The organism is Neobacillus paridis (assembly GCF_016765675.1).
GTDB classification, from domain to species: domain Bacteria; phylum Bacillota; class Bacilli; order Bacillales; family Cytobacillaceae; genus Neobacillus; species Neobacillus paridis.
Genome location: NZ_JAESWB010000131.1, coordinates 13,122 through 36,646, shown reverse-complemented (window position 1 = coordinate 36,646; position 23,525 = coordinate 13,122). Strand labels below are relative to the sequence as shown.

General features: G+C 42.1%; 19 protein-coding genes and 1 pseudogene. 6 read left to right on the top strand and 14 right to left on the bottom strand.

All coding sequences use genetic code 11. The features are described 5' to 3' along the window. Positions 1–581: 581 nt before the first annotated feature. The 10 genes from JK635_RS07280 to JK635_RS07235 form a co-directional block, all read right to left on the bottom strand. The gene (locus JK635_RS07280; protein WP_202653291.1) at positions 582–899 is read right to left on the bottom strand and encodes a hypothetical protein; all 318 of its coding nucleotides are present in this window, start codon (positions 897–899) and stop codon (positions 582–584) included. Positions 900–1,209: 310 nt separating this feature from the next. Beyond that, on the bottom strand, positions 1,210–3,621 hold the full coding sequence (locus JK635_RS07275) for a penicillin acylase family protein (protein WP_202653290.1): 2,412 nt from the start codon (positions 3,619–3,621) through the stop codon (positions 1,210–1,212). 135 nt (positions 3,622–3,756) lie between these two features. Further along, positions 3,757–5,460: a M56 family metallopeptidase gene (locus JK635_RS07270; protein WP_202653289.1), complete on the bottom strand. Its 1,704-nt coding sequence runs from the start codon at positions 5,458–5,460 to the stop codon at positions 3,757–3,759. A gap of 8 nt (positions 5,461–5,468) precedes the next feature. Further along, positions 5,469–6,461 (bottom strand): LolA family protein, encoded by a 993-nt coding sequence (locus JK635_RS07265; protein ID WP_202653288.1) that lies wholly within the window; start codon positions 6,459–6,461, stop codon positions 5,469–5,471. Positions 6,462–6,532: 71 nt separating this feature from the next. Further along, positions 6,533–7,999 carry a HAMP domain-containing sensor histidine kinase gene (locus JK635_RS07260; RefSeq protein WP_202653287.1) on the bottom strand — a complete coding sequence of 489 codons (1,467 nt, stop codon included), beginning with the start codon at positions 7,997–7,999 and terminating at the stop codon, positions 6,533–6,535. Then, positions 7,996–8,706: a response regulator transcription factor gene (locus tag JK635_RS07255; RefSeq protein ID WP_202653286.1), complete on the bottom strand. Its 711-nt coding sequence runs from the start codon at positions 8,704–8,706 to the stop codon at positions 7,996–7,998. The genes JK635_RS07260 and JK635_RS07255 overlap by 4 nt, the downstream gene beginning before the upstream one ends. A 160-nt stretch (positions 8,707–8,866) precedes the next feature. Continuing rightward, positions 8,867–9,784: a class I SAM-dependent methyltransferase gene (locus JK635_RS07250; RefSeq protein WP_202653285.1), complete on the bottom strand. Its 918-nt coding sequence runs from the start codon at positions 9,782–9,784 to the stop codon at positions 8,867–8,869. 145 nt (positions 9,785–9,929) lie between these two features. Next, on the bottom strand, positions 9,930–11,120 hold the full coding sequence (locus JK635_RS07245) for a M14 family metallopeptidase (protein ID WP_202653284.1): 1,191 nt from the start codon (positions 11,118–11,120) through the stop codon (positions 9,930–9,932). 143 nt (positions 11,121–11,263) lie between these two features. Next, complete coding sequence (locus JK635_RS07240) at positions 11,264–12,778, bottom strand: FAD-dependent oxidoreductase (protein WP_202653283.1); 1,515 nt, start codon at positions 12,776–12,778, stop codon at positions 11,264–11,266. A gap of 128 nt (positions 12,779–12,906) precedes the next feature. Further along, positions 12,907–14,562 carry an FAD-binding dehydrogenase gene (locus JK635_RS07235; RefSeq protein ID WP_202653282.1) on the bottom strand — a complete coding sequence of 552 codons (1,656 nt, stop codon included), beginning with the start codon at positions 14,560–14,562 and terminating at the stop codon, positions 12,907–12,909. Positions 14,563–14,841: 279 nt separating this feature from the next. Between JK635_RS07235 and JK635_RS07230 the strand changes: the two genes are divergently transcribed. Next, on the top strand, positions 14,842–15,912 hold the full coding sequence (locus JK635_RS07230) for a sigma-54 interaction domain-containing protein (RefSeq protein ID WP_202653281.1): 1,071 nt from the start codon (positions 14,842–14,844) through the stop codon (positions 15,910–15,912). A 671-nt stretch (positions 15,913–16,583) separates the two neighbouring features. Here the strand turns inward: JK635_RS07230 and JK635_RS07225 are convergent. Then, positions 16,584–17,053: pseudogene (locus JK635_RS07225) on the bottom strand (NUDIX hydrolase). A gap of 402 nt (positions 17,054–17,455) precedes the next feature. Continuing rightward, positions 17,456–18,376, bottom strand: coding sequence for an alpha/beta fold hydrolase (locus tag JK635_RS07220; protein WP_202653280.1), 921 nt, complete (start codon positions 18,374–18,376; stop codon positions 17,456–17,458). Positions 18,377–18,649: 273 nt separating this feature from the next. Here JK635_RS07220 and JK635_RS07215 point away from each other — a divergent pair, with 273 nt between their 5' ends. Then, complete coding sequence (locus JK635_RS07215) at positions 18,650–19,285, top strand: pentapeptide repeat-containing protein (RefSeq protein WP_202653279.1); 636 nt, start codon at positions 18,650–18,652, stop codon at positions 19,283–19,285. A 100-nt stretch (positions 19,286–19,385) separates the two neighbouring features. Here JK635_RS07215 and JK635_RS07210 read toward each other — a convergent pair whose 3' ends face one another. Beyond that, a complete protein-coding gene (locus tag JK635_RS07210) occupies positions 19,386–19,937 on the bottom strand; it encodes a DJ-1/PfpI family protein (RefSeq protein WP_202653278.1) in 552 nt (183 codons plus the stop codon). A 180-nt stretch (positions 19,938–20,117) separates the two neighbouring features. On the opposite strand from JK635_RS07210, the gene JK635_RS07205 reads away from it, so the two are divergent. After that, positions 20,118–20,846 (top strand): MOSC domain-containing protein, encoded by a 729-nt coding sequence (locus tag JK635_RS07205; protein WP_202653277.1) that lies wholly within the window; start codon positions 20,118–20,120, stop codon positions 20,844–20,846. 111 nt (positions 20,847–20,957) lie between these two features. On the opposite strand, the gene JK635_RS24680 is transcribed toward JK635_RS07205, so the two are convergent. Continuing rightward, a complete protein-coding gene (locus JK635_RS24680; RefSeq protein ID WP_306792918.1) occupies positions 20,958–21,560 on the bottom strand; it encodes an FxsA family protein in 603 nt (200 codons plus the stop codon). A gap of 97 nt (positions 21,561–21,657) precedes the next feature. Between JK635_RS24680 and JK635_RS07195 the strand changes: the two genes are divergently transcribed. The 3 genes from JK635_RS07195 to JK635_RS07185 are packed head-to-tail and all read left to right on the top strand — an operon-like array spanning position 21,658 to position 23,524. Further along, a complete protein-coding gene (locus tag JK635_RS07195; protein WP_202653276.1) occupies positions 21,658–22,443 on the top strand; it encodes a hypothetical protein in 786 nt (261 codons plus the stop codon). 5 nt (positions 22,444–22,448) lie between these two features. Next, on the top strand, positions 22,449–22,823 hold the full coding sequence (locus JK635_RS07190) for a GntR family transcriptional regulator (protein ID WP_202653294.1): 375 nt from the start codon (positions 22,449–22,451) through the stop codon (positions 22,821–22,823). Then, positions 22,820–23,524 (top strand): ABC transporter ATP-binding protein, encoded by a 705-nt coding sequence (locus JK635_RS07185; protein WP_202653275.1) that lies wholly within the window; start codon positions 22,820–22,822, stop codon positions 23,522–23,524. The genes JK635_RS07190 and JK635_RS07185 overlap by 4 nt, the downstream gene beginning before the upstream one ends. The last annotated feature ends 1 nt before the right edge of the window (position 23,525 follow it).

Here is a 23,525-nt window from a genome sequence, read left to right as displayed (position 1 = left end):
TATTCAGGTTAAACTGTACTTGAGTCATTTTTATTCCTCTTTTCATTGTTTATCGTGGTTGAAAACAGTGTTGCCAAAAGTGAATAAAATGACTCATTATTTTTACACAATTATACGGACTTAATCGTTTCGTGGTGATTTTGTCCTTCATTCACTTTATGAAGGACACTTGGCCTCGGTTTCGTGATGCCTTTGTCCTTCATTCACTTTATGAAGGTCATTTGGCCTCGGTTTCGTGATGCCTTTGTCCTTCATCCGCCTTATGAAGGTCATTTGGCCTCGGTTTCGTGATGCCTTTGTCCTTCATCCGCCTTATGAAGGACACTTGGCCTCGGTTTCGTGATGGTTTTGTCCTTCATTCACTTTATGAAGGACATTTGGCCTCGGTTTCGTGGTGGTTTTGTCCTTCATCCACCTTATGAAGGACATTTAGCCTCGGTTTCGTGATGCCTTTGTCCTTCATCCGCCTTGTGAAGGACATTTAGCCTCGGTTTCGTGATGCCTTTGTCCTTCATCCGCCTTATGAAGGACACTTGACATCCGTTTCGTGGTGGTTTTGTCCTTCATTCACCTTATGAAGGTCATTTGGCCTCGGTTTCGGAAGTGTTTTGTCTTTCATCCATCTTGGGTGATTTCAAAATTTTTTTCAAAACTCCCACCAATACACTTACTGTCATCACGATCATTAGGCCTAAAACCCCGCCGCTTATAAAAAAGTCATAGCTGGGCTTAACCCCAAAGAGGTAACTCCAATAGACCGTACCAATAAATAAGACCAACAAGAATAGTTCAAACAACAATGCCATCAAAACAAATATTAAATAAGGAACAACAATTTTTTTATGTGAGACATGCTGTAAGGTTAGCCCTTGCCAACACAAGTCGGCTAATTTCTCCATCTCCATCACCCCAATAAAACATACTTAGTACACAGTATGTCCATGGGTAATTAGTTAGAAACCAACCGAGCAAATAATTCAAATTTGTTGTTCAAGTTCCATGTAAGCCACCTAAAAAGAGCGTTACACCGTTATCCAATGAAAATAGAAAGGGCTCCAATAAGCCGAAATCCAGCCTATTGGGTGCCCCTTTTTTAGGAATGCCAAGCAGCAGGGTTGGCATTCCTTATGTTCAAAAATTCAAAGGTAAGCTGTTTTCCCCTGACTTTTTAAGGTAGCTCTGTTTACTTCCGGTTTCCGACACAGTCCCTTATTTTTTCGGTGCCAGGATTAGCTTGTCTGAATCGGCCCGATACTTGCTGGGATCTGTATAGGTCAAATGATATTTTCCGGTTGTCCAGTCGGCCATTTGATCATGGTACCACTTGCTTAAGACATGCCCGGATTGGCCCGGGCCGACGACATTAAAGCTTTTACTTAAATCCTTCAGATCAACGACCGAGCGCCAGGCAGCACCATGATTTACCGCACCGGTCTTCGAATCCCATCCGGCAGCACCGACGGTCACCCGGCTTCCGCCCATCGGAATGGGGTCTTTAAAATTAAATAATAGATTTAAAGGTTTGATCGCTGATAATGGATGATTAAATGGGACAGCATGGAATTCACCCCATTTCCAGTCGGAAGGGGTGTTCCCCTGCATGTCACTGGAACGATCAACCGCCCGCTGAAAGGCCGTTAACACAACTTTTTCCAATCCGCCGGCATCCCGCATCCAAGGTCCAGGGGTACCTTCGTTCGCTCGGCGAATTAATTGATCGACAATTTGCGCCCTGCCCTCAAATAATCCCTGCATCTCCTCCGGAATATCTTCGTCAAATAAGACATTACCAATTTCCTGCATCCATAAATGAAATACAAGCGGGGCAGCTTCTTCTTTGGAATCGACATAGTTCCAATCCTTCATGATTTCGTACACCTTTTTATCAATCGGCCGCCACTGGTCTTTTTGCCCATCTAAATTCTTAATAAAAATTGGCATGAACTCTTCTGCCTGGAGGTTATGCTGGTCAAATTGCAGTGCCAGCATATCATCAACCGAAAACTGAGCCTTGCTTGTTAACACTTGTCTGATCCGCTCCTGCCGATAAGGCTGAGCCCATGTATTCGTAAGATGATATGGATAATCTTCCCCGACAACTTTATTATTGGCAGTTGAAATGAATCCTTCTTCCGGGTTCACCACAGTCGGCAACTGATCCCAGGGGATATACCCCTTCCACTCATATTCGTCTGTCCAGCCGGGGACTGGAACAGAACTGTCGCCCTTTTTACGAATCGGAATTAGCCCGTTTGCACGATACGCAATCGTACCGTCAGTGGAGGCAAAAACAAAATTTTGCGCCGGGGTATGGAAATAGGTTAGCGCCTCTTTAAATTCGTCCCAGTTTTTTGCGACATTAAACTTCATCACGGCCTCTAATTCTGCCGATGGATCCAATGCCGTCCATCTCATTGCCAGCGCTGTATCCGGTTTGTCATCATGGGCAAATTCTGAAATAATCGGGCCATGTCTTGTGACCACCACCTCATAGGCTAAGGTCTTTTTCCCTTTGACCTTGATTGGTTCCTGAATGACCTTTGCCTGTTCCCATTTGCCGTTATATTTAAATTCTATCGGGTTCTCGGCGTTTCTTTTTTCAATATATAAATCTTGCACATCAGGGCCGACATTGGTGACGCCCCAGGCGATGTAGTCATTTCTTCCTAAAATAATTCCTGGTACACCGGCAAAAATCACCCCGCTAACGTTCATATCCGCGGCCTTCAAGTGGGACTCATACCAGATTGCCGGCGTTGCCAAGCCTAAATGGGGATCATCCGCCAAATAAGGAAATCCCGATTTCGTCTTCTTTCCGGAAACGACCCAGTTGTTACTGCCATTCCATTCATTCGGGATCACCGCTGATGCCAAGCTTTTTACCATATCAAGCTTTTGCTGTTTTAAAGCCTGTATGACGGTTGGACCATCCTTTGGATAGGATGGAAATAGATCCAAGGCCTTTTCCTCGGAGAAGTTTTGTGCCAAATAATAGCGGAATGCTTGTCCTTCCCAGTGGCCGCCCAAATCAAATGCCATATATTTTCCGATTGTTAATGAATCAATTGGGGTCCATTCCTTTGGCTCATATCCCGCAAAGGTAAATTCAATCGGAAGCTTGCCGCTCTCCTTCGCATCTTTTATATAGGCATTAACGCCGTCTGCATACCATTGCAGTACATTTTTGGCTTCAGCTGAATAGGCATTATAAGAAGCTTCTGCTGCCCGGCGCAAGCCCAACGTTCGGAAAAATTTGTCTTGATTAACAGTTGCCTCACCGATTACTTCGCTTAACTGTCCCGATGCCTGTCTCCTACTTAAATCCATTTGGAACATTCGGTCCTGGGCGGTGACATACCCCTGTGCCATATATAAATCATGTAGAGTTTTGGCTTCGATATGCGGCACACCATTTTCATCCCGATAGACGGAGAGCTTTTGCTGCAACCCTTTTAAAGCCACTTCCCCTTCCGTGACCGGGAGACTTCTTCTGACAAAAATATAAGCGGAAATCACGGCTATGATGAACAATGCCAGAATCACCCCCAAGGAAATAAGGGTGATTTTCTTAAACTTTTTTTGCGGAAGCCGCTTATGTCTTACCACAACATCTGTACTCAATTAATTTCCCCCTTGGTTTATTTTAGTAGTTTCACATTTTATTATAATATTCTGACACATTGTTTGTCATTTAGTTTCCAATAAACCAAGGGGATTGATTCTTTTTGGGATAGTGACTCCAATAGGCACAAATCCTTAACGGGTTACCGATTCCCGAAGTCTGTCAACAAACCAGCGGCGCAGCATGGCTTTTCCCCAGCCGTCATGATTTTCCTGCAGTGTTTGCACCCGCCAGTACATCGGAGGATGGGGCATGAACTGAAATTCTATCAATCTGAGAAATAATGGATTTCGCTTTAAAGAAGAGATATCCTTTTTCGAATCCTCTTTGACAACCATGCTATATTCCACTGATTTGACCAGTGCTTCATCCTGATATCTGGCCAATGTCACTAAGCTGTCAGCCATTTGATCATGTCCGCCTTCAAGCAGAGCGGCGCCTAAATGATCGGCGCGGACCTCCATCCACTGTGAGCAAAAGGATTGATAGATGGGAAAAAGCAACATCAAAAACCACATCATGAAGAAGAACGGAAACTTGTATTCCTCGATATTGTCAATATTGCCCATGACAAACAGAACAAATGAGATGACAGCCAGAAGAAAGCCGAACCGCCACACCTGGCCCCATAACACATCGCGTTTTTTCACATGAATCGCTTCATGGGCCAAAATTCCTTCAATCACTTCGAGCGGAAGCTTTAGCGTTGCGGTTGTCAAGGTCACCATTGACTTCCCGATATTCATACCGGTTGCCAGGCCATTGAATTCACTCGATTCTGCTTCATATACCCTCACGTTCGGGATTCCTGCTTTTTCAAAAATCCGCTGCGAGATTTCAATTAAACGCTGATCCGTCGTTTCCTTCGCATCCATGGCCACCATTAAGATTTGATCGGAAAAATAAAGATTAATCAGCCAATATAACAGTCCGATTGAAACAAGTAACCATCCGGGGACATTCAAATAATATAAGACCAAAAGTAGGCCCGTATAAGCTGATACCCCTTTTACCGTCGCGGCAAAATATAGCTTTCCAAGGAGACGCTTGAGATTCTTTTTATGGTAAAACGGGAGAACCTTGATCGGCTCCGCTGCCGATGGCCGCATGGCTTCAAATGTTTCCTTCCATTTTTCCGGCTCGGTAACAGTCAGATAAATCGTTTCTCCTGGTAATGACAGCCTTAGCACTTGATGAAAGCTGGTGGTGAAATCAGTGTTAGAGGTAAACAGCGTTAGTAATGGATGCAGCCTTAACAGGTCAACTGTTGATTCCAACCGCAGTTGTTCCACGTCCGAGAGCGGGAATTTGCGTGCTTCGAACCGTGATACAATATACAATATTTCGTCAGAACGAGAATAATAGACGTTGGCACTCTTATAGGCGAAAAATCGCTTGCATAATTCAGTTGCTACGCTCACTAGTCCAAAGATAATTAAAAACTTTAAGGGGCTTTCAGGGCCGTACACAAAAAATAACACAGCCCCGGAAAATACGAGTACGACGACAAGAAAGTCAGCCACAATCCGCATGTAACCCCGTTGAAGCTCAATTTTTTCCACCGCAACAGTCTTTAATTCCGCTTGCAGCTGATCAAATTTTTCCTTTCCTGCTGCTAACGTTGTTATGGCAAAGTAGCCGCTGGAAAGAAAGCCGATGTAAATGAAGCACTCGGGAAATGAATATTGATAAAAGGTATAGCCAATGGTCAGGACTGCGGCAATAATCTCAACGATATAGGCAAACTTTTTAAGAAATTTTTCCGCTATCAGTCCCACGACCTGGATAATCGCACCAATAAATAGGAAGAGCAGAATTTCCTGTATACTTGGCAGCATCGTTCCACCTACTTTTCTGAGCTAAGCTTCATTTGTTTCGTCATTTCAATCACTTTCTCCATTTTTAAATCAGGATTCAGGATCATCAGCGAATAGCGCAGCCCTGCTTCATCCCACATCAGCCCATTAATGACCTTTTCATATTCCGCATTCTGTCCGCGAACGGTCCATTTTCCTTTCTTAATCGCCATACCCTTTCCTTCCGGTGTTGGAAAAATCGAGACGGTAAGGACAGGGATATTTTGCTTCATGTAGTTCACGGTAATCTCCGTGCGATTCACTTCGCCTTTGAGTTCATCGATTTCGACTTTATCCACTGTTAAATCTTTAAAAATCAAAAACGGTTTTCCCAACGCTTTTTCGGCGTCGGAAATTGAACCAGTTTTGCTACCGATTTCCGACTCCATCGGGGTGATTTTTACATTTTCCGGTAGTTTCAGTTTAAACGTATCGGCGGTGAACTTCGGTGAAAAGTCAATCTTCTTGTACTCCATTTCTGTTTTTTCGTCTCCGACCTGAGACGTTAATTTCACCATAAACCATGTTTTTTGATCAATCCATAATTCCATATCACCCAGAAGATTTTCCTTTTCCTTTGCGGTTAACTTAATGTGATAGGTGTTAAATCCGTGGATTTTTTCCTCACCGACGATTTTTTTCGTATGGGTGTCCTTCATCGCTTCCAGCATGGTTGTCATTTGTTCTTTATGCGTCATCGTCGGTAGTTCTTGATCCGATAAATCCATGCTATAGGCTTTCTTGCTTCCCGTTTCATAAGTAATCAGCTGTTTTCCATCATTGACCGCATAAGCTTGATGGTTTTTTTTCGGAAGATTGGTAGAGACCATCTTTCTCTTGCCATCGCTTCCGGCATACTCTTTAAAATAGATATGTTCTTTTGTTTTACCGCTTGAGGTCACCTTCATGGTTCCTTCCGCGTAGTAGGAGTTACTATCGCCTTTTTCAGCTAAAACCTTTGACACAATTTCCTCTGCTGACACGGTTAATTCCCCCTTACATCCTGATAATATGCCTAAAACTAACAGTAAACTTATCATTATACTTTTTGTTTTCAACTCTCATGCCCTCTTTCTTTGATCCAGCAAGCGACCAGTGTTCCGTATCCGCTCGCTGACCAGAGTTTAATTTTTCCTTCGTGTTTTTCTATCAACATTTTGGCGATGCTCAGGCCAAGTCCGGAACTGCCGCCAAGTCCTCTCGCTCCCTCTGCCTGTACAAATGGTTCAAACACACTTTCCTGTTGCTCAGTAGCGATTGCTTTTCCTTGGTTTTGGATCAGAATCACTGTTCCGTCCTCACGCCATTGGTTTACTTGTGTACTAAAAGGCGGGAAGACCCATTCTGGCAGCGGTGTCGAACTTGAGACTGCCGCAAGCCATATATGGTGGTCGGATTCGGTGTGGCGAATGGCATTCCCCATAATATTATCGACGATGCGTACCATTTGCTTGGGATCCACTTCATAAAGCCCTTCTACTGATTGTTGAACCGTCAGGGGAATTCTTTTTTTGCAGCATGGTTCTTCGTAACCGGAAAGCAGCATCTCGAAAAATTCCTCGCCATCGACCTCGACCAATTCGATCTCTTGCTGCGACGATTGCAAAGACGTGTACATTGATAAATCATCCAACATTTGCTTCATGTATTCGAGCTTTTCAAATAAAATTTCCTTGTATTCCCGCTTTTCCTGATCGGTTAACGTGTTTTCATTCTGCAAGGCCTCAGAATAAGCGCGGATAACCGTTAACGGGGTTTTTAAATCATGGGAAAGTGCGGCGACAATGTACTCCTTTTCTTTATACTGCTTCGCCAATTCCTGTTGGGTCTGTTCAATCTGCTGCTTCATTTTTCGAAAATGACTTACTAACTCGCCGATTTCATCCTTTGATTCCCTGTATGGTTTTTGACAAGCTTGGCCTTGTGCAAATGCCGTCATCTCCATCCTTAAGTGCTGCAACGGCCGGTTTAATTTGCGGTTGAGGAGGACGACAACAACAAAATAAATTAACAGAAAGAAAGCGCCAAACAGAGTTCCCAATAAAAGATAACGATTGTTAACCCCCTCGACCCATTCTTTACGGCCAAAGGTCACTTCATAAATACCGATGATCTGCCCGTCATGCAAGACAGGTTTCTTAACCGTATAAGTCCGGTAATGCTTCTCGATTTCATTCAAGTTTTTATACAGTTGCTCAGTATTTTCTTGATACAAGCGGGAAGCCGGGTCGCTTAAGGAGGTGTAGACCATGACACCATCCGGCCGGTACAATGATATTTTCGTAGACTTGTTTGCCAACTTTTCTACTGACGAATAGTTTTCGATTGGCTGTACAGCATATAAACTTGGTTTTTCAAGCCTGGGTTCCAGCTCAGACAGCCTTTTGGAAATATCGATATATTCGAGAAAATCCTGTTTCTGATCCAGGCTGCTGATGCTGACATAGAGAAAATAAAGACCAGCCACCGGTAAAAGCATCACAACAAAATAACTGATCATGAGCCAATATTTAATTTTCATGAAAGCTGCTCTCCTATAAAACGGTAGCCTGCCCCCCAAACAGTCTGGATGAATTTTGCCGAACGGGTTTCATCATGTAATTTTGCCCGCAGGCTTTTAATGTGAACCGTAACAGTATTGTTGCCATCCATGTTCTGCTGCTGCCAAATATGTTCGTAAAGCTCGGCTTTCGTAAAAATGTGGAACGGATTTTTGGCAAGAAGAAATAACAAATCCAGTTCTTTCGCCGTCAGCTGCACTAAAGATTCATTTAAGTACACCATTTCGTTTGTAAAATCAATCGTTAAGCCGTTTGAATAACGGATGCGATTTTTTCCATGTTGTTTATGTAAATAGCGGCGAAACCTTCGTAAATGAGAGTTAATGCGGGCGCTAAGCTCCTCAAGGCTAAACGGTTTGGTCAAATAGTCATCAGCCCCCAAGTCCAGGCCACGAATTTTGCTTTCGTCTTCGGCTCGGGCACTAACGATTAGCAAGGGAACATCACTTTCCAGCCGGATTGTTTTGCAAAGTGTGAATCCATCCATTTCCGGAAGCATTAAGTCAACCAAGACAAGGTCGTAAGTGTCCAGCTTAAAATCCTCCCAGCCCTCCTTGCCCGTAGAAGCCCAGGTTACACGATACCCTTCCTTTCGCAAATGATCGCAAACAATACGCGCTATTTCTTTATCGTCTTCAACTAACAACAGATTCTCTGATTTCTCCATCTTTCCTTCCTCTTCCTTTCCACTCCATTATAATTGAGAAATTTATAAAGTTTGGATTTTTTATAATGACTTAATAATTTCGCTGGTGCCTCGACACCATTGTGCTTAGCCGAATATGTAAAAAACATCGCTCAGAAAGTCTGAACGATGTTTCGACTGATTATTTGTGCACCGCTAAATGGGCAAAATGAAAGTGATCGAAGGCATGCAAGTCGTCTTGTCGGTCGGAAAAATACATTTCTTCGATATTGGCTGGAGCGAGATTTTCATACACCAACATACCGCAATCCTGCAATTCTTGGTCGAGCTCAAACGAGTCAAAGCTTGTAATAATTGGTTCACCAGTACTGGCGGTGATTTGCCGCATCTGGGTCATTTTCCTGGCAGCAGTTTTTTCATCAAAAGCACTATGATCCAGGTAATCAAATACAAAGGAGCTTCCGGCTACCGCAAGATTGGATACGGCCGATAGGAGCCTGAGAAAGTCCCTTTTTCCCAGGTACATCACAACGCCGAGAAGGCTAAAATAGCTTTGCTTTTGCTCATCATAGCCGGCCTTCTTAAGTTCCGCAACAAATGAATCGGTTGTAAAATCAACTGGAACAAATTTCAAATTTGCCGGAATGTCCATTCCCAATTCATTAAGCCGGTTACGTTTAAAGGCCTGTGTGGCAGGATGGTCTACTTCAAAGATGGTAAAATCATGAGGAAGGTTTTCTTGGCGGAAGGCAAACGTGTCTAAGCCAGCACCTAATATCACATATTGCCGGACACCGCGATTAATGGCTTGCATAAGGCCATCTTCTGCATATCTTGAGCGGCTAACCAGCTGTGGAATCGTCTGGTTATTCATCACCCATTCCAGCTTTTCAGCAAAGGTCGGCAACGTTTCACCTCTCTCCTGATCAAAAAAATGAATGGCATTTGCCCAATTCGCGGCGATTAATTGTTTTTCTTCATCAAGCAAAAGGGAATTGGCAACTGGATCCTGAAAAATCGGCTTTTGGCTTTTCGATGTATGATATCCTCTGGCAAAACAGCTAACTAAGGCCGTTAAACTCCCCTTATTTTTTTCCAAAAAAACTCCCCCTTTTAAAAATAGAGACTCCCAGCCAAATGGTGGCCAGGAGTCCATCATAAATTAGGGGAATTATATTGTCAATAAAATTTATATTTTAGCATAAAAATTAATTTTTGTCAAGATATTTTTAAAGCTTTTCTTTTTACATATACAGCCCGGCGAGAAAGATTCCCAGTGCTTGCTGCTGGATTTTATCAAATTGCTCGAGCGGCAGCGGATTAACTCCATTGCCAAGCTCAATCGTAAAGCCTGGCCGGCGCCACTCCTGGATGAACCAGTCCTTGTACCCGGCATAGCTTTCAATATTTTTAACCGGGGCATAACCGCTCACACGACTGAACTCCTGAACAATTGTTTCCGATTCGGGCGGTTCCAGATTTTCAAATCCCCAATACATCTCTTCCCCCTGGGTATGAAATGCCAGAACTTTTGAAAAGTCACGCTGCCTCGTCAGCTCCGCCATTGCGATTGCTTCCGGCTCTGTTAACGGCTTCTTGCCGCCATAATCCCGCGGTCCCGGCTGCTTTTGGTTCCGTACTCTTTCCCCTTCCCAGTTGGCAGGAAATTGATCATTTAAATCAACCCCGTTAATATTGGCCTTCCAGCCGGTAAAGTCTAAGCTGCCTTGGTTTAGCTCCAGTACTCGGGTTCGCCACCGTTCGTTGTCCGGCAGCCCGTGTAAGACAAGATTAACACCGTCCGGATTGACCATGGGAACCAGTGACAATGACGTTTCCGTGTATAGTCTGGGAGTCTCGACACCGCCAATTGGGGTATGATTCGTTAATGATAAAAGATAGTCATTCAAACATGTCAGCAGCACCGCCGTCGTAATCCACTCATTGGCGTGAAATGAGCCATTATAGTGAATTTTTTTACCGCCATTACCGACCCTAACTTCCGGAATTTCTCTTCCCAGCACAGATTGTCCGATTGCGGAAACACGGATAAATGGATAAATCTGCTGCAATCGTTTTAGGTCCTTTTTCAAGACATGATAATCGTAATTTTGTTTGCCTTGAACCACTCTCTCCGTTATCCGTTGCGGAATATGAATGATCTGTCCCGTCTGTAAATGATCTGGGTTGATCTCTGGATTCACTAAATACAAGCCATCGAGAGGTAAATTTTGTTTTTGGGCAATCGTCAAAATGGTATCATTTTGTTGTATCTGATAATCCTTGACCATAAATCCCGGAATAATGATCTTCTGCCCAATTGGCAGCTGGTCCAGATGCAGCTTTGGATTGGAATCAATGATGAGGGGAAGCGATATCGTAAACAACTGGCTATAGTACGATAATGAATCACCGTGCCTGACAGTGATCTCCATGGAGGATCTCCTCCTGTTCATTAATTTTATTATTTTCAATGTATGCAAAGATAAAGAAAATAGCGCCTTTAAAATCCAAAGACGCTATATGTAAAAAATTCACAAACTGTCCACCCCAGGAGGACATTTGTCCACGAATGGTGTCAGGCACCAATAAAGGTACTCTTTTCAATCACGATGTTCTTTTCCCATTCCTTTTTTTCTTCAGTTATATTTTGTAGTCTGTGGGCGCCGCGGCTTTCTTTTCTTAAGGAGCCGGCATAAGCTGCGGCCCAGGCAACGCGAATTTTGTCTGCCAGTTGTTTCGCCTTGCTGCCATCTGCGGTTTCAATTTGTGCCAGCATTGCCGCCAGTTGGGTTGCCGCTTCCACCAACGAATCAGTGGATCTTTCGATGCCTACCTTTGTCCACATGATTTCCTTCAGTGTTTTCATCATATCCTGTTCCATTGCTGCCGTTATACGGTCATCGTGATCCTCGCTACCCAGAGGCAGATTTTCCTTTTGTGGCAAAGGCACCGTCTCATTCGCCGCCATTTGTCCAACCCTTGGTCCAAAAACAAGAATCTCAGTGAGTGAGCCGCCTCCTAAGCGATTTGCACCATGAAGACCGCCGGTACATTCGCCGCACGCATACAATCCAGCGACACCGGTTCTCCCCCATTCATCCGTCTGGATTCCACCCATACAGTAATGCTGAACAGGCTGCATCACCCAGTCGCCCGTATAGCCTTTTTGATAAAGGCGGTAAAGCTGCGGGCTGTCCTGCTGCAAATCTTCTTTAGATAGATGTGAAAAATCAAGCAGCACTTTTTTTTGTTGATACATCGCATAACATAATACGTCTCTTGTTTCCAGCTCCTGTCTCGGGTACTTATCCATAAAGCGTTCGTTCTCCTCATTGACAAGGATTGCCCCTTTGCCAAAAATCTTTGTCAACACATCAATATTAGCCGGCGTTTTCAATCGGTAAGGATAAAATTGGACAAATTCCATATCTATCAGCTTGGCCCCGTGTCGAAACGCCAGTCCGATTCCTTCCCCGGTGACATCTCTTGGGTTATCGGTCGAATCATACAATCCGCCAAATCCGCCCGTCGCCAGAATGACCGCAGCTGAATAGGCTACAACCCGCTCTTTTTCCATGTCAAAAGTCACACCGCAAACGGTACCATTATCTTGAAGTAACTCCACTAATGAGGCCTGTTCGTGAAAAACAACCCCAATTTCCCGGGCATAGTCCCGCATTGCGGTGGTGACATTTCTTCCCTGTCCATTTCCGGCATAAACCCGTCTTGGAAAAGCATGGCCAGGTGTCGCAATTTTCCGTTCCCGTTCCAAATTGATTCGATATTTTGTTTCCAGTTCATTTACCCTATATGTACATTCTTCTGCCAATATCTTTGCCAGCCTTTGATGCGTTAAATACCTGCTGCCAACGATCATATCTTGTAAAAACTGTTCAGGCGTATCACCTGGTGAGAAGATTGCAGAAAAGACAGCATTTGTTAATACGGACGAGCCGCCCATCCCGGCTTTTCCCTTTGTGATTATGGCAACGGCTGTACCTGCTTCTTTGGCAGAAATGGCCGCCGTCAGTGCGGCCAATCCCCCGCCAATCACCACAACATCATATTGAAAAACTTGCCCTTTCGACACAAAACTCATCTTCTTTCTTTACCATTTTGAAACAACACCACGCCTTATTAAACGTGTGATTCGATGAAGACATTGCCTTTTTCTTGCAACCTTTTGTACCCCAACTGGTCTCTTTTCCTATCCTCATTTTACCGCAGTTCTGCGGCAATGGCCCTGCCGGCTGTTCTTCCGGTAAATAAACAGCCGCCGACAAAGGTCCCTTCCAGTGAGCGATAGCCGTGAACGCCACCGCCGCCAAAACCAGCAGCCTCCCCAGCGGCATACAGACCGGGGATGGGTTCACCATGATGGTCCAAAACCCGCCCCGATAAATCAGTTTGCAATCCGCCCAAGGTTTTGCGGCTCAAAATATTTAAGCGAACAGCGATGAGCGGTCCGTTTTTCGGATCTAGTATTTTATGCGGCGGGGCGACACGGATTAATTTATCGCCAATATAATGACGTGCGCCGCGAAGAGCAGTGATTTGTAAATCCTTGGTAAACTTGTTGTCGATTTCCCGGTCTCGCGCCACTATTTGCCGTTCGATTTCTTCGAGCTTCAATAGGTTTTCCCCTGTCAGTTGATTCATCCCGGCCACAAGGTCGGCCAGGTTATCAGCGACAATAAAATCTTCCCCATTGTCCATAAACGCTTTGACCGGTCCGGGGGCACCGGGAAGCACTCGGGCCAATACTTTGCGGATACTCTTTCCGGTTAAATCAGGATTCTGCTCGGAACCGGACAAAGCAAATTCTTTTTCAATAATCTTCTGCGTTAAAATAAACCACGAATAGTCATAGCCAGTCTTCTGAATCGCTTCAAGGGTACCTAATGTATCAAAACCTGGGAAATTCGGTGCCGGGAACCGCCGACCTAGGGCATCGAGCCAAATGGACGAAGGCCCAGGTAGAATCCGGATGCCATGATTTTTCCAGATCGGATTCCAATTTTTTAAACCTTCGGTATAGTGCCACATCCGGTCCCGATTCACAATCCGGCCCCCGGCTTCTTCGGTGATCCCGAGCATTCTCCCATCAACATGGGCCGGGACACCTGAGACCATATTTTTTGGAGGCTCTCCTAAGCGGCTTGGCCAATTTTTCCGCACCAAATCGTGGTTGCCGCCAATGCCGCCGCTCGCTACTAGAACCGCCTGTCCGCGAAATTCAAATTCACCAACTACCTTTCGGGAACTCTCTTCACCCCGAAGCACGGTGCTTGGCTCAAGGATTGCTCCACTGACGCCAACAATGGCTCCGTTTTCTTTAATTAGTTGATCGACACGATGCCGCGGGCGGTAATCTACTAAACCAGTTTTCATATGTTCGCGAACTCTACGTTCAAATGGGGCCACCAGACCGGGGCCTGTCCCCCAAACAATATGAAAACGGGGAACCGAGTTGCCATGTCCTTCGGCGATGTACCCGCCTCTTTCCGCCCAGCCTACTACCGGGAAAAAGCGGACTCCCATCCGATGCAGCCAAGCGCGTTTTTCACCGGCGGCAAAATCGACATAAGCTTTTGCCCATTGGATCGCCCAGTAATCCTCATCGGTTTCCCGATCAAAACCAGCCGTTCCCAGCCAATCCTGCCAGGCCAATTCCTTTGAGTCTTTAATTCCCAAGCGACGCTGCTCGGGTGAATCAACTAAGAACAAACCGCCAAACGACCAATATGCCTGCCCCCCAATTGAGACCTTAGGCTCCTGATCTAACAGTAGCACTTTTTTGCCGGCATCAGCAATCTCTGCAGTCGCCGTTAACCCGGCCAAGCCCGCCCCAACCACAATCGTATCAAACTTCATACTCACCATCCTCCGTTTCTTAACATGATATTGTTCCAGTTTAGTAGTTAGTATATATTTTGGGAGATTTCATCGTCAATGCCGGTTTTTTGAAATATCAAAAAATTGATCTTTGCTTTCAGCATCTAAATTTGGCAGTAAACCCAAGGCTCTGTCGAAAAAAGACTCTTAAAGAGGCGATAAATCTCAAAGGAATTTGTGCCAGAATTGTAGAATTTCTGCTGTAGTCATTTTTGACTAAAACAACCCAATAATGACTATAGAAGTGGAGTGAAATAAATGGTAGCAGAAACAATGGAAAATATATTATTGAAAGAAATCATTTCATACTCCTTCGATGAAATATTTATTACTGATGGTAAAGGGAATGTGTTAGCAGTTAGCCCTTCATGTTATGAATTATACGGAGTGGAACCGGAGCAGTTAATCGGGGGAAATGTATTTGAGCTTGAAATAGAAGGCTTTTTGAACCCATCTGTTACAGCTCTTGTTCTAAAATCGCAGCAGCCCGTTACCATTGTTCAACAAACAAAAGCCGGAAAAAGAATTTTGGTATCAGCCTATCCCATTTTTCTGGAGGGCAGGTTGGAACGAACGTTAAGTTTTTCAAGAGATATCACAGAATTTGAAAAGCTAAAGGAACGAAATGAACAGGTTGCCGAAACACTTGCGATGTATAAAAAGGAAATTGAAAACCTCAAGAAATTGGAATCATTTCTCTATAAAAATCCCAAAATGACTGAAATCATGGGTATTGTTGAAAAAGTTGCCAATCTTGATGTGACCGTGCTAATTGAGGGAGAATCAGGCGTTGGCAAAAGCCGAGTTGCCCACCTATTACACAAACAATCGTTTCGACATGAAGAACCTTTCATTGAAGTCAATTGCGGGGCAATCCCTGAATCTTTATTTGAATCCGAGCTTTTCGGATACGAAGAGGGGGCCTTTACCGGTGCAAAAAAAGGAGGCAAGAAAGGTTACTTTGAAGCGGCTGGTTTGGGAACTATTTTTCTTGACGAAATTTCGGAAATTCCTCCAAATCTGCAAGTTAAGCTTCTATCGGTATTGCAAAATAGAAAATTAACAAGAATTGGGGGAAGTAAAGAAATAGAAATCAAATGCAGGGTTATTTGTGCGACCAATCAAAATTTAAGAAAACTGGTCGCAGAGAAAAAATTTAGAGAGGATCTTTATTACCGGATTGATGTCATTCGATTGTCACTCCCGCCACTTCGTGAAAGGAAAGATGAAATTCCCTCACTAATCAGCGAGTTCATTGCAAAATTCAATCAAAAGTATAATATAAGTAAACAATTTTCCCCAGAAATGATCCATTGGCTTTGTCATTAAATGATGTAGACCCGAGTTTTTTCGAAGGAATGAGGAAAGGAATTGTCGCGTTCAGAATAAAAATCACCAAAATGGAAGCAAAGGCTAAATTAAGCCAAAACCACCCAGTGGAACGACAAGAGTTAATTATTAAGAACTTGGAAAACCGTTCGAATCAGGATAACATCCAAGTGGCCTCTCTGATGAGGCAAAATCTCCAAAAATCCAAATAAAAGTTAGTCCTTATAGAATTAAAGTTGTTAAAAGCTTTGTTATAACAGTATTATCGTTAATCTAGCAAAAGAGTACCACACAGCATCCCTCTGGATGTGACTGGTACTCTTTTAATTGCATCAAACCTCATACATGACTTCCTTTTAGAACATGATGGTTTGGAAGCTATATTACTTGACGAAATTTCTGAAATTCCTCCTAATAAACAGGTTACGCTTTTATAGTTTTTACAAGTAAGAAATTTAGTGAAAAAAACGAAGGTAAAGTGCAACAAGATAATTAACGATAATAATGAGAAAATATATTTTTCAAAATAATAGGGTCTGCGTAAAATCTTATGTAAATCAACCAAACTATACACAATAACAGCTGAATAAAATACAAAAGTGAAACCGCAAGCTTTGAATACAGTTCTGGAAATGTCGTTTCCAAATTTGTCATACGCTTTATTTTCTTTCCTAAATTATACTCTGTTCACCCCTGGTTAGTACTTCTGTATATTCATTTATTATTGGTAAATCAGGCGGACTAATATTGGAGGGAATTTCGGTCAAATTGAAGAACTTTAATTCTCTCACTTCAATTTCATCACCTTTTAATACCCCACCATAATCCTTACATATGTAAGCCGTTACTACATTATATACTTCATCCCCATTAGGATATCTATAGTAAAAATCTTGTCCAGAGAAGACATTGAGCAAAGTTAAATTATTTGCAGTCAAACCTGTCTCTTCGAATAATTCTCTTTTAGCTGCATTTTCTAATGTTTCCCCTATCTCCAAAGAACCCCCAGGTAACCCCCAACAATTATTATCCCTCCGAAGCTGTAATAATAGTTACTACTATTTACAATGATTACACATGCACCAGCCATAATTAGGGGGCGACTACCAACTATTTTTCTTAAATCCATCATGTATCCCATACAATCCTCCAACATGAACGTGGTAATTCGATAATCCTGCTCAGTAGCTTGGTATCTCCAACATAAAGAAGCAATTATTTGGATAAACGCCCTTGATAGCTTATATGATTTATTTACAATTTGCCATTCTATGCAATTATCTCGCCTGAACAGGCCTTCAGTTTTTCCTTAGCAATTTCATTGCATGATCAAGATTATCAGTAAATAAGAAGGCTTAGCCAAATTTCTCATTCACTATTCCAAAAATAAGCGTTAATATCTAGAGCTCGTCTCTTAAACGTTAATTTATTAATACCTAATATGCCTTGCCTGGTGAGTATATTTTTTTAACAAGTTCAAACATCATTCCAACTCCCCTATAAATATTTGTTTAATTGCAAATCCTTGCTTAACTTTTGAAATTTAGTTTAATAAAAAGGGAGACCCCTCATTGAATCTTCTATTATCCAAAAACTCCAGAATAACATTCACAAATTTATCTGTTTCTTCTAAATCCGGGAAATGAGCACTTTTTTCAAATAAGATTAATTGACTGTTGGGTAGTTCTTTATGTATTAATGTAGATATCGGCAACCCTGTGTTCCGATCATAAACACCCGCAATTATTAAAGCCTTTTGCTTTATATATTTTATGCGAGATTCTAAAGGAGACCCATTACAACTATTCTGAATACAGCGCATCATTAACCCTGTATTGATTAACTTGCTTTCCTTCCAAAGTTGCCTGTTCTTATGTGCAATCCTTTTGTTCTCAAATAGGAAGGAATCAACAGTTTCAGTATCAACAAAGTTCCAAACCTTTTCATAAATATCTTCTAGAGAAAAATAATTCTGTAGGAACTCTGAAATATTTTTGCGAAGCTCGAAATTACCTACTGAAAAAAATCCTGCTATTTGAACCATCTTTTGAATTTCTGATCTCATCAAACTAGGGCCGGAAAGGATAATCTTATTTATTTCTTTAGGAAATGCATAAGAAAATTCAAGAGCAAGTTCTCCTCCGAACGAATATCCCAATAGATCAACTTTTTCCACTCCTAGCCACCTTTTTAGCTCTTTGAAGTCCTCAATTAATAGCTCAATAGTGTAGTCATCATCTGAGGTTGGCTTATGAGTTCTACCACAACCTCGCTGCTCATAATAGACAATGGTTCTTGTTTTGGAAAGCAATGGACCTGCTGTTCTTTCAAAAGTGTAATGGTTTCCACCTGGACCACCGTGAATTATTATTAAAGGCACTGTATTATTTTCAATACCTTCAATTTTCACCCAATGCTTTATGCCGTTTAGTTCTATCATATATTCGCCGTTAATAAGTTTCATAAAAGGAATCCTACTCATCTAGATAAAATTTGGAATATAAGAAAGCTCATTTTTCTATTCTGCTTCGTTCTCCGCAATTCCTTCTAAAACTCCCCGTTGCTTAATAATTTCAACAAAAAGGACGTAATCTTTCTTGATTAACTCATTGTTTAGGACAATTCTTCAAATTTGGCACAATCAAACTCAAATAATAATTTGAATATACCTTGCAAGAATAATTAATGATACACTATTTGCTAGTTAGCTAACTAATTACTGAAAGAAGGGCAATATGTGAAAATTGATTTTCCAAGGATTTCTCCGGAGTTATCTTTAAGAAATTTTAACGATATTTTTTATGAAGAAGACCCGATACTGGAAATGTGTAAAATCGAAGGCTCTGCTTTTGAAAATGAAGCCTTAGATAGAGTCCGGCTATATAATTCCGTGATTAAGAATTGTAAATTCACGAATACAGACTTTAGTAATATTGATATGACAGATGTTTGTTTTGAGAATTGCGATTTATCAAATGTTAATTTAAGCAAATCTTCTGTTCATCGGGTCGAATTTAAAAACAGTAAGTTAATCGGTGTAAATTTTGTGGAATCTAGCATAGGGAATGTTAAATTCGAGAATTCAATATTAAACCTGGCGGGATTCGGCAATTCCAAGCTAGAAAAAGTGATCTTTGAAGAAGCTTCATTAAAAAGTGCAGATTTTTATGACTGTAAACTAAAAAAGGTTGAATTCCAAAAATGTAATCTTGATGGAGCAAACTTTGATCAAACGTCATTAAAAGGAATCGATATTAGTTCGTCTGCTTTTGATACACTTACGGTTTCTATTGAAAGCTTAAAAGGCTGCAAGGTATCATCCTATCAGGCAATTCAGTTTGCAACGCTAATGGGATTGATTATTAAGGATTAACCTATCTGGATAAATTATTAACCGTTCTATAACAAAGTTGGAAATTTTAACAGTTGAAGAAACATACTGTGCTGCATCATCACAGTATGTTTCGGGTAGTCTATCGATTTAGCTGTTTAATAAACTCTCTCATGAATCCTGGCAGATCGGGCCAAGCATGACCAGATACGAGATTGCCGTCAACATGGAGAGTATTTTCAATATAGGTGGCACCTGCTGCTTCAACATCCGGTTTGCAGGCGATATAAGCTGTCAGCTCGCGGCCCTCTAAATACTGGCGGACCGTTGTTAACACAAGGCTGGCATGGCAAATGGCGCCAACCGGTTTATTCGCTTCAAAGAAGTGGGCGACAATTCTTGGGACGTTTTCATTTAAACGAATGTATTCCGGCGCTCTCCCCCCAGGGATAATCAAGCCATCAAATTCCTCCGGATTGACTTCCTCAAAGGCTAACTGAGATTCAATTAAATATCCTTTGCTTTCGGTATACGTATCCCAGCCGATGAAGTCATGAACAACCGTTTGCAGCTTCTTTTTTGATGGTGCAGCAATTTTTACCTCATACCCTTCTTCTAAACAACGAAAGTAAGGATAGTAAATCTCCAATGCCTCGACTGCATCTCCAGCAATCATGAGTACTTTTTTAGACATATGTAATTCCTCCCCTCCATTTTTAGCAAACAATGTCTATCATCATAATATATTCTCTTTATTTTCCAAAATCCCCTTTATTTTTATCCTTGTAAGACAATTTTTCATAATATCGCAAAATTATTGGGCCAATGCTTTGGTATACTTTAGAAAAAGAACTTTGAATTGGGGGTTGTTATTATGCTAATCGGTCATATTAAAGAAATTGTCCGCCATCCGGTAAAATCTTTTTACGGTGAAAGTGTCCAAGAAACAAAAATCATGGAATATGGTCTGTACGGTGACCGCAGCCATGCTTTTTTAGACGAAACAAGAAAAGGAAAGTTTTTGACGATTACCCAATTTCCCGAAATGGCTCGCTATAAAGCTAGATTCGTCGGAGAAGAATTAGAGGATCAATATCCAAAGGTGGAAATCATTACACCTGAAGGGAAGATTGTTGAGTGGGGCGACGAGGAATTAACCCAAGAAATTGAAAATCAATCAGGCCGAAAAGTCTCTCTGATTACCTATCCCCCTACACATGTACCTTTAGGAGCAATTGAAGAAGAGCACATTCAACTGGTAACCGATGCTTCGGTCAAAAGATTGGAAGAAATGTGGGAAAAATCAGCGATTGATTATCGGCGTTTCCGGCCGAATATCCTGATTGACTTAGAGGAAAAGATTCCGTTTATCGAAGACACATGGTTCGGCAAACGAATGAGAATCGGAAAAGAAGTGGAAATCGAGCTAATAAGGCATTGTGAGCGGTGTATAATTATCACTGTTCATCCAGAAAGTGGCGAGAGAGATCGATCCTTGCTTAAAACAGTGGCAAAACAAAGAGATAATCATTTTGGTGTTTATGCGTCTGTGATAAAAACCGGGAAAATTCACGTTGGGGATGAAATCGTTCTTCAAGAATAAACTTGGACAGCAACATTTGCTATTCTTAGAGGTTATTTAGACCAACTTTATCCAGCCTCTTGCAAATCACCCTTAAACATGCCAGCACCTATTAGTGGATGCTGGCATGTTTCATCTGATAATTTTTATATTACCGCGTTCTATTCTTTTTTTGATGTAACGGAGCATGAGAAGTTTAAAAAACTTTCTGGTTGGCGGAAAAAGCAGAAAAAACCCGATAATATCAGTGATAAAACCAGGAGCTAACAGCAGGATGCCGCCAATTAAAATACAAATTCCATCTAAAACGGCACTGCCGGGAATTTGTCCATGCTGCAGCTGCTCTTGGGCCTTGCGAATCGTTTGCAGACCTTCTCGTTTCGCCAGATAGGCCCCAATGACCCCTGTTGCAATAATCAGCAATAAAGTGGCCCCGACGCCAATCGTTTTTCCTGATACCAGTAACACAGCAATCTCTGCTGCTGGAATGGCTATAAGCAATAGAATAAAATACCGCATACGAATGCTCCCTTTCGATCGGATTGATTCCATTATAGCGGCCTGGCCTATTAAAAGAAAGGAATTGTTCTCGATTAGTTCAACATTCTGCCTCTCCTCTTTTTCCATCAATCGTTTGATTAATACGACCTCCCCCGCTTTTACTAGCCTGCTTGGTCCCACACTCTCAAAATTAGCTATGATCAATAATGGTGGCATTACCCAAGGATGGCACATTTTGCAACCCCCAGGAAAATTTTTTCTTGACAGCGTCAAATGTATTAGTGTACTATTCAATTAGTACACTAATACATTCATATTGGAGGAACAACGAATGAATGCTTTTATCGGATTAGTGAAAAAAGACCTATCATTGATGAGATTTTGGTATCTGATGTGGCTTGCGTTCACGGTAATAGGCATGGGGGGAGGTTATGCCCTGACAGAGAAATTCGATCAACCAGATGGAGTTGTCCCTATTTTTGTGATGCTCGCTGGGATTCATATTTTTTTGATGCCTATCCTCTTACTGCATGTGTTAAGAATAGAAGGAAAAAATCAGATGTGGCTGTATAACCCGCAAAGCAGCCAGATGCTTTTATTTTCAAAAATCTGTGCTGCCCTGTTATTACAAATCGGAGCTCAAGTCCTTCTATCGCTGTACGGTCTTTTCGTTATGAGCGTTCTTGTAAATAATGATTTAATCACTCGCTTTAGCGAATTCCTCCCTGTCAAACAAGGGATTTACTTCGAAATGGCGATTTTATCGACTTCGATTTATATTTCCATGTGGGTAGTTTTCCTATGGACGTTCTATCATTCTTTAGGCAAATTTCCAAAGTTAAATCATTTCCGTGGACTTTTAGTTCTTTTGGTTTGGGTTGCCTATAACCTATTGGAAACTTTTCTTACTAAAATCCACGTTATTGAACATAATCTGTTTGCATTCGGGTTCAATTTGCAAGTGGCACCGAAAGCGACCTACGATCCTAGCAAAAGCTGGAGAGTGGAATATATAGAGGCAGCATTACCGATCATCCCAATTTTGTATTATACGATATTGACGGTCAGTTTATTTTTTGCCGCCAGCTGGCTCCTCGAAAAGAAAGTTGAGGTGTAACGATGATGGCAAATCATTTTGAAACATCGAAACCAATTTATCTGCAAATTGTTGATACCATTTTTCAAACAATCGTCCGTGGGGAAATCAAGCCGGGAGAAAAGCTGCCGTCTGTTAGAGAAATGGCGATTCAATCTGGAGTGAATCCTAATACGATTCAAAGATCATATGCGGAAATGGAAAGGATGGGAGTCGTGGAAACAAAACGGGGGCAGGGCACATTTGTCACTGAAAGAAAAACCATTGTCGACGAACTGAAGCAGACCATGCAAACCGAAGTGATTGGACAGTTTATCAAAAACATGGAGGAACTGGGCATTACCAAGCAGCAAATTATCGCCGCGCTGCAAGAGTATTTAAAAGAAGGTGAGGAAAAATGACAATCCGTTTCGAAAATGTGACCAAAAAATACGGTTCGGAGGCAGCCTTGGATCATGTAAACCTGCAGTTTCAGCCGGGGAAAATATACGGTCTGCTTGGGCCCAATGGCAGCGGGAAGTCGACAACATTAAAAATGATTACCGGTCTTGTTTATCCGAACAGTGGTACAATCACGGTTTTAGGACAACAGGTTACCCGAAAAATGTGTCATTCCGTCGCCTATTTAACGGAACTCGACATGTTTTATGATTCCTTTACCGTAGATAAGGTCGTTGCCTTTTACGCTTCACAATTTCCCGATTTCAATCTTGAAAAAGCGAATGAACTGCTGAAAGAGATGAATCTTTCCGGCGATAAAAAAATGAAACAATTGTCAAAAGGAAATCGCGGTCGTTTGAAGCTTGTACTCATTTTGGCAAGGGAGGCACCGATTCTCTTATTTGATGAGCCGCTATCCGGCTTAGATCCAATGGTGAGGGATTCGATTGTAAAAAGCCTGCTAACCTACATCCAGTTTGACAAACAAACCGTGGTGATTGCTACTCATGAAATGGATGAAATCGAAGCAATTTTGGATGAGGTAATGGTGATTTACAATGGCCGGATTGTTGGCAACGAAAATGTCGAACAACTTCGCGAACAGCAAGGCCTTTCCGTTTTGGAATGGTTTAAACAAACGATGGAACAAATGGGAGTGTGAG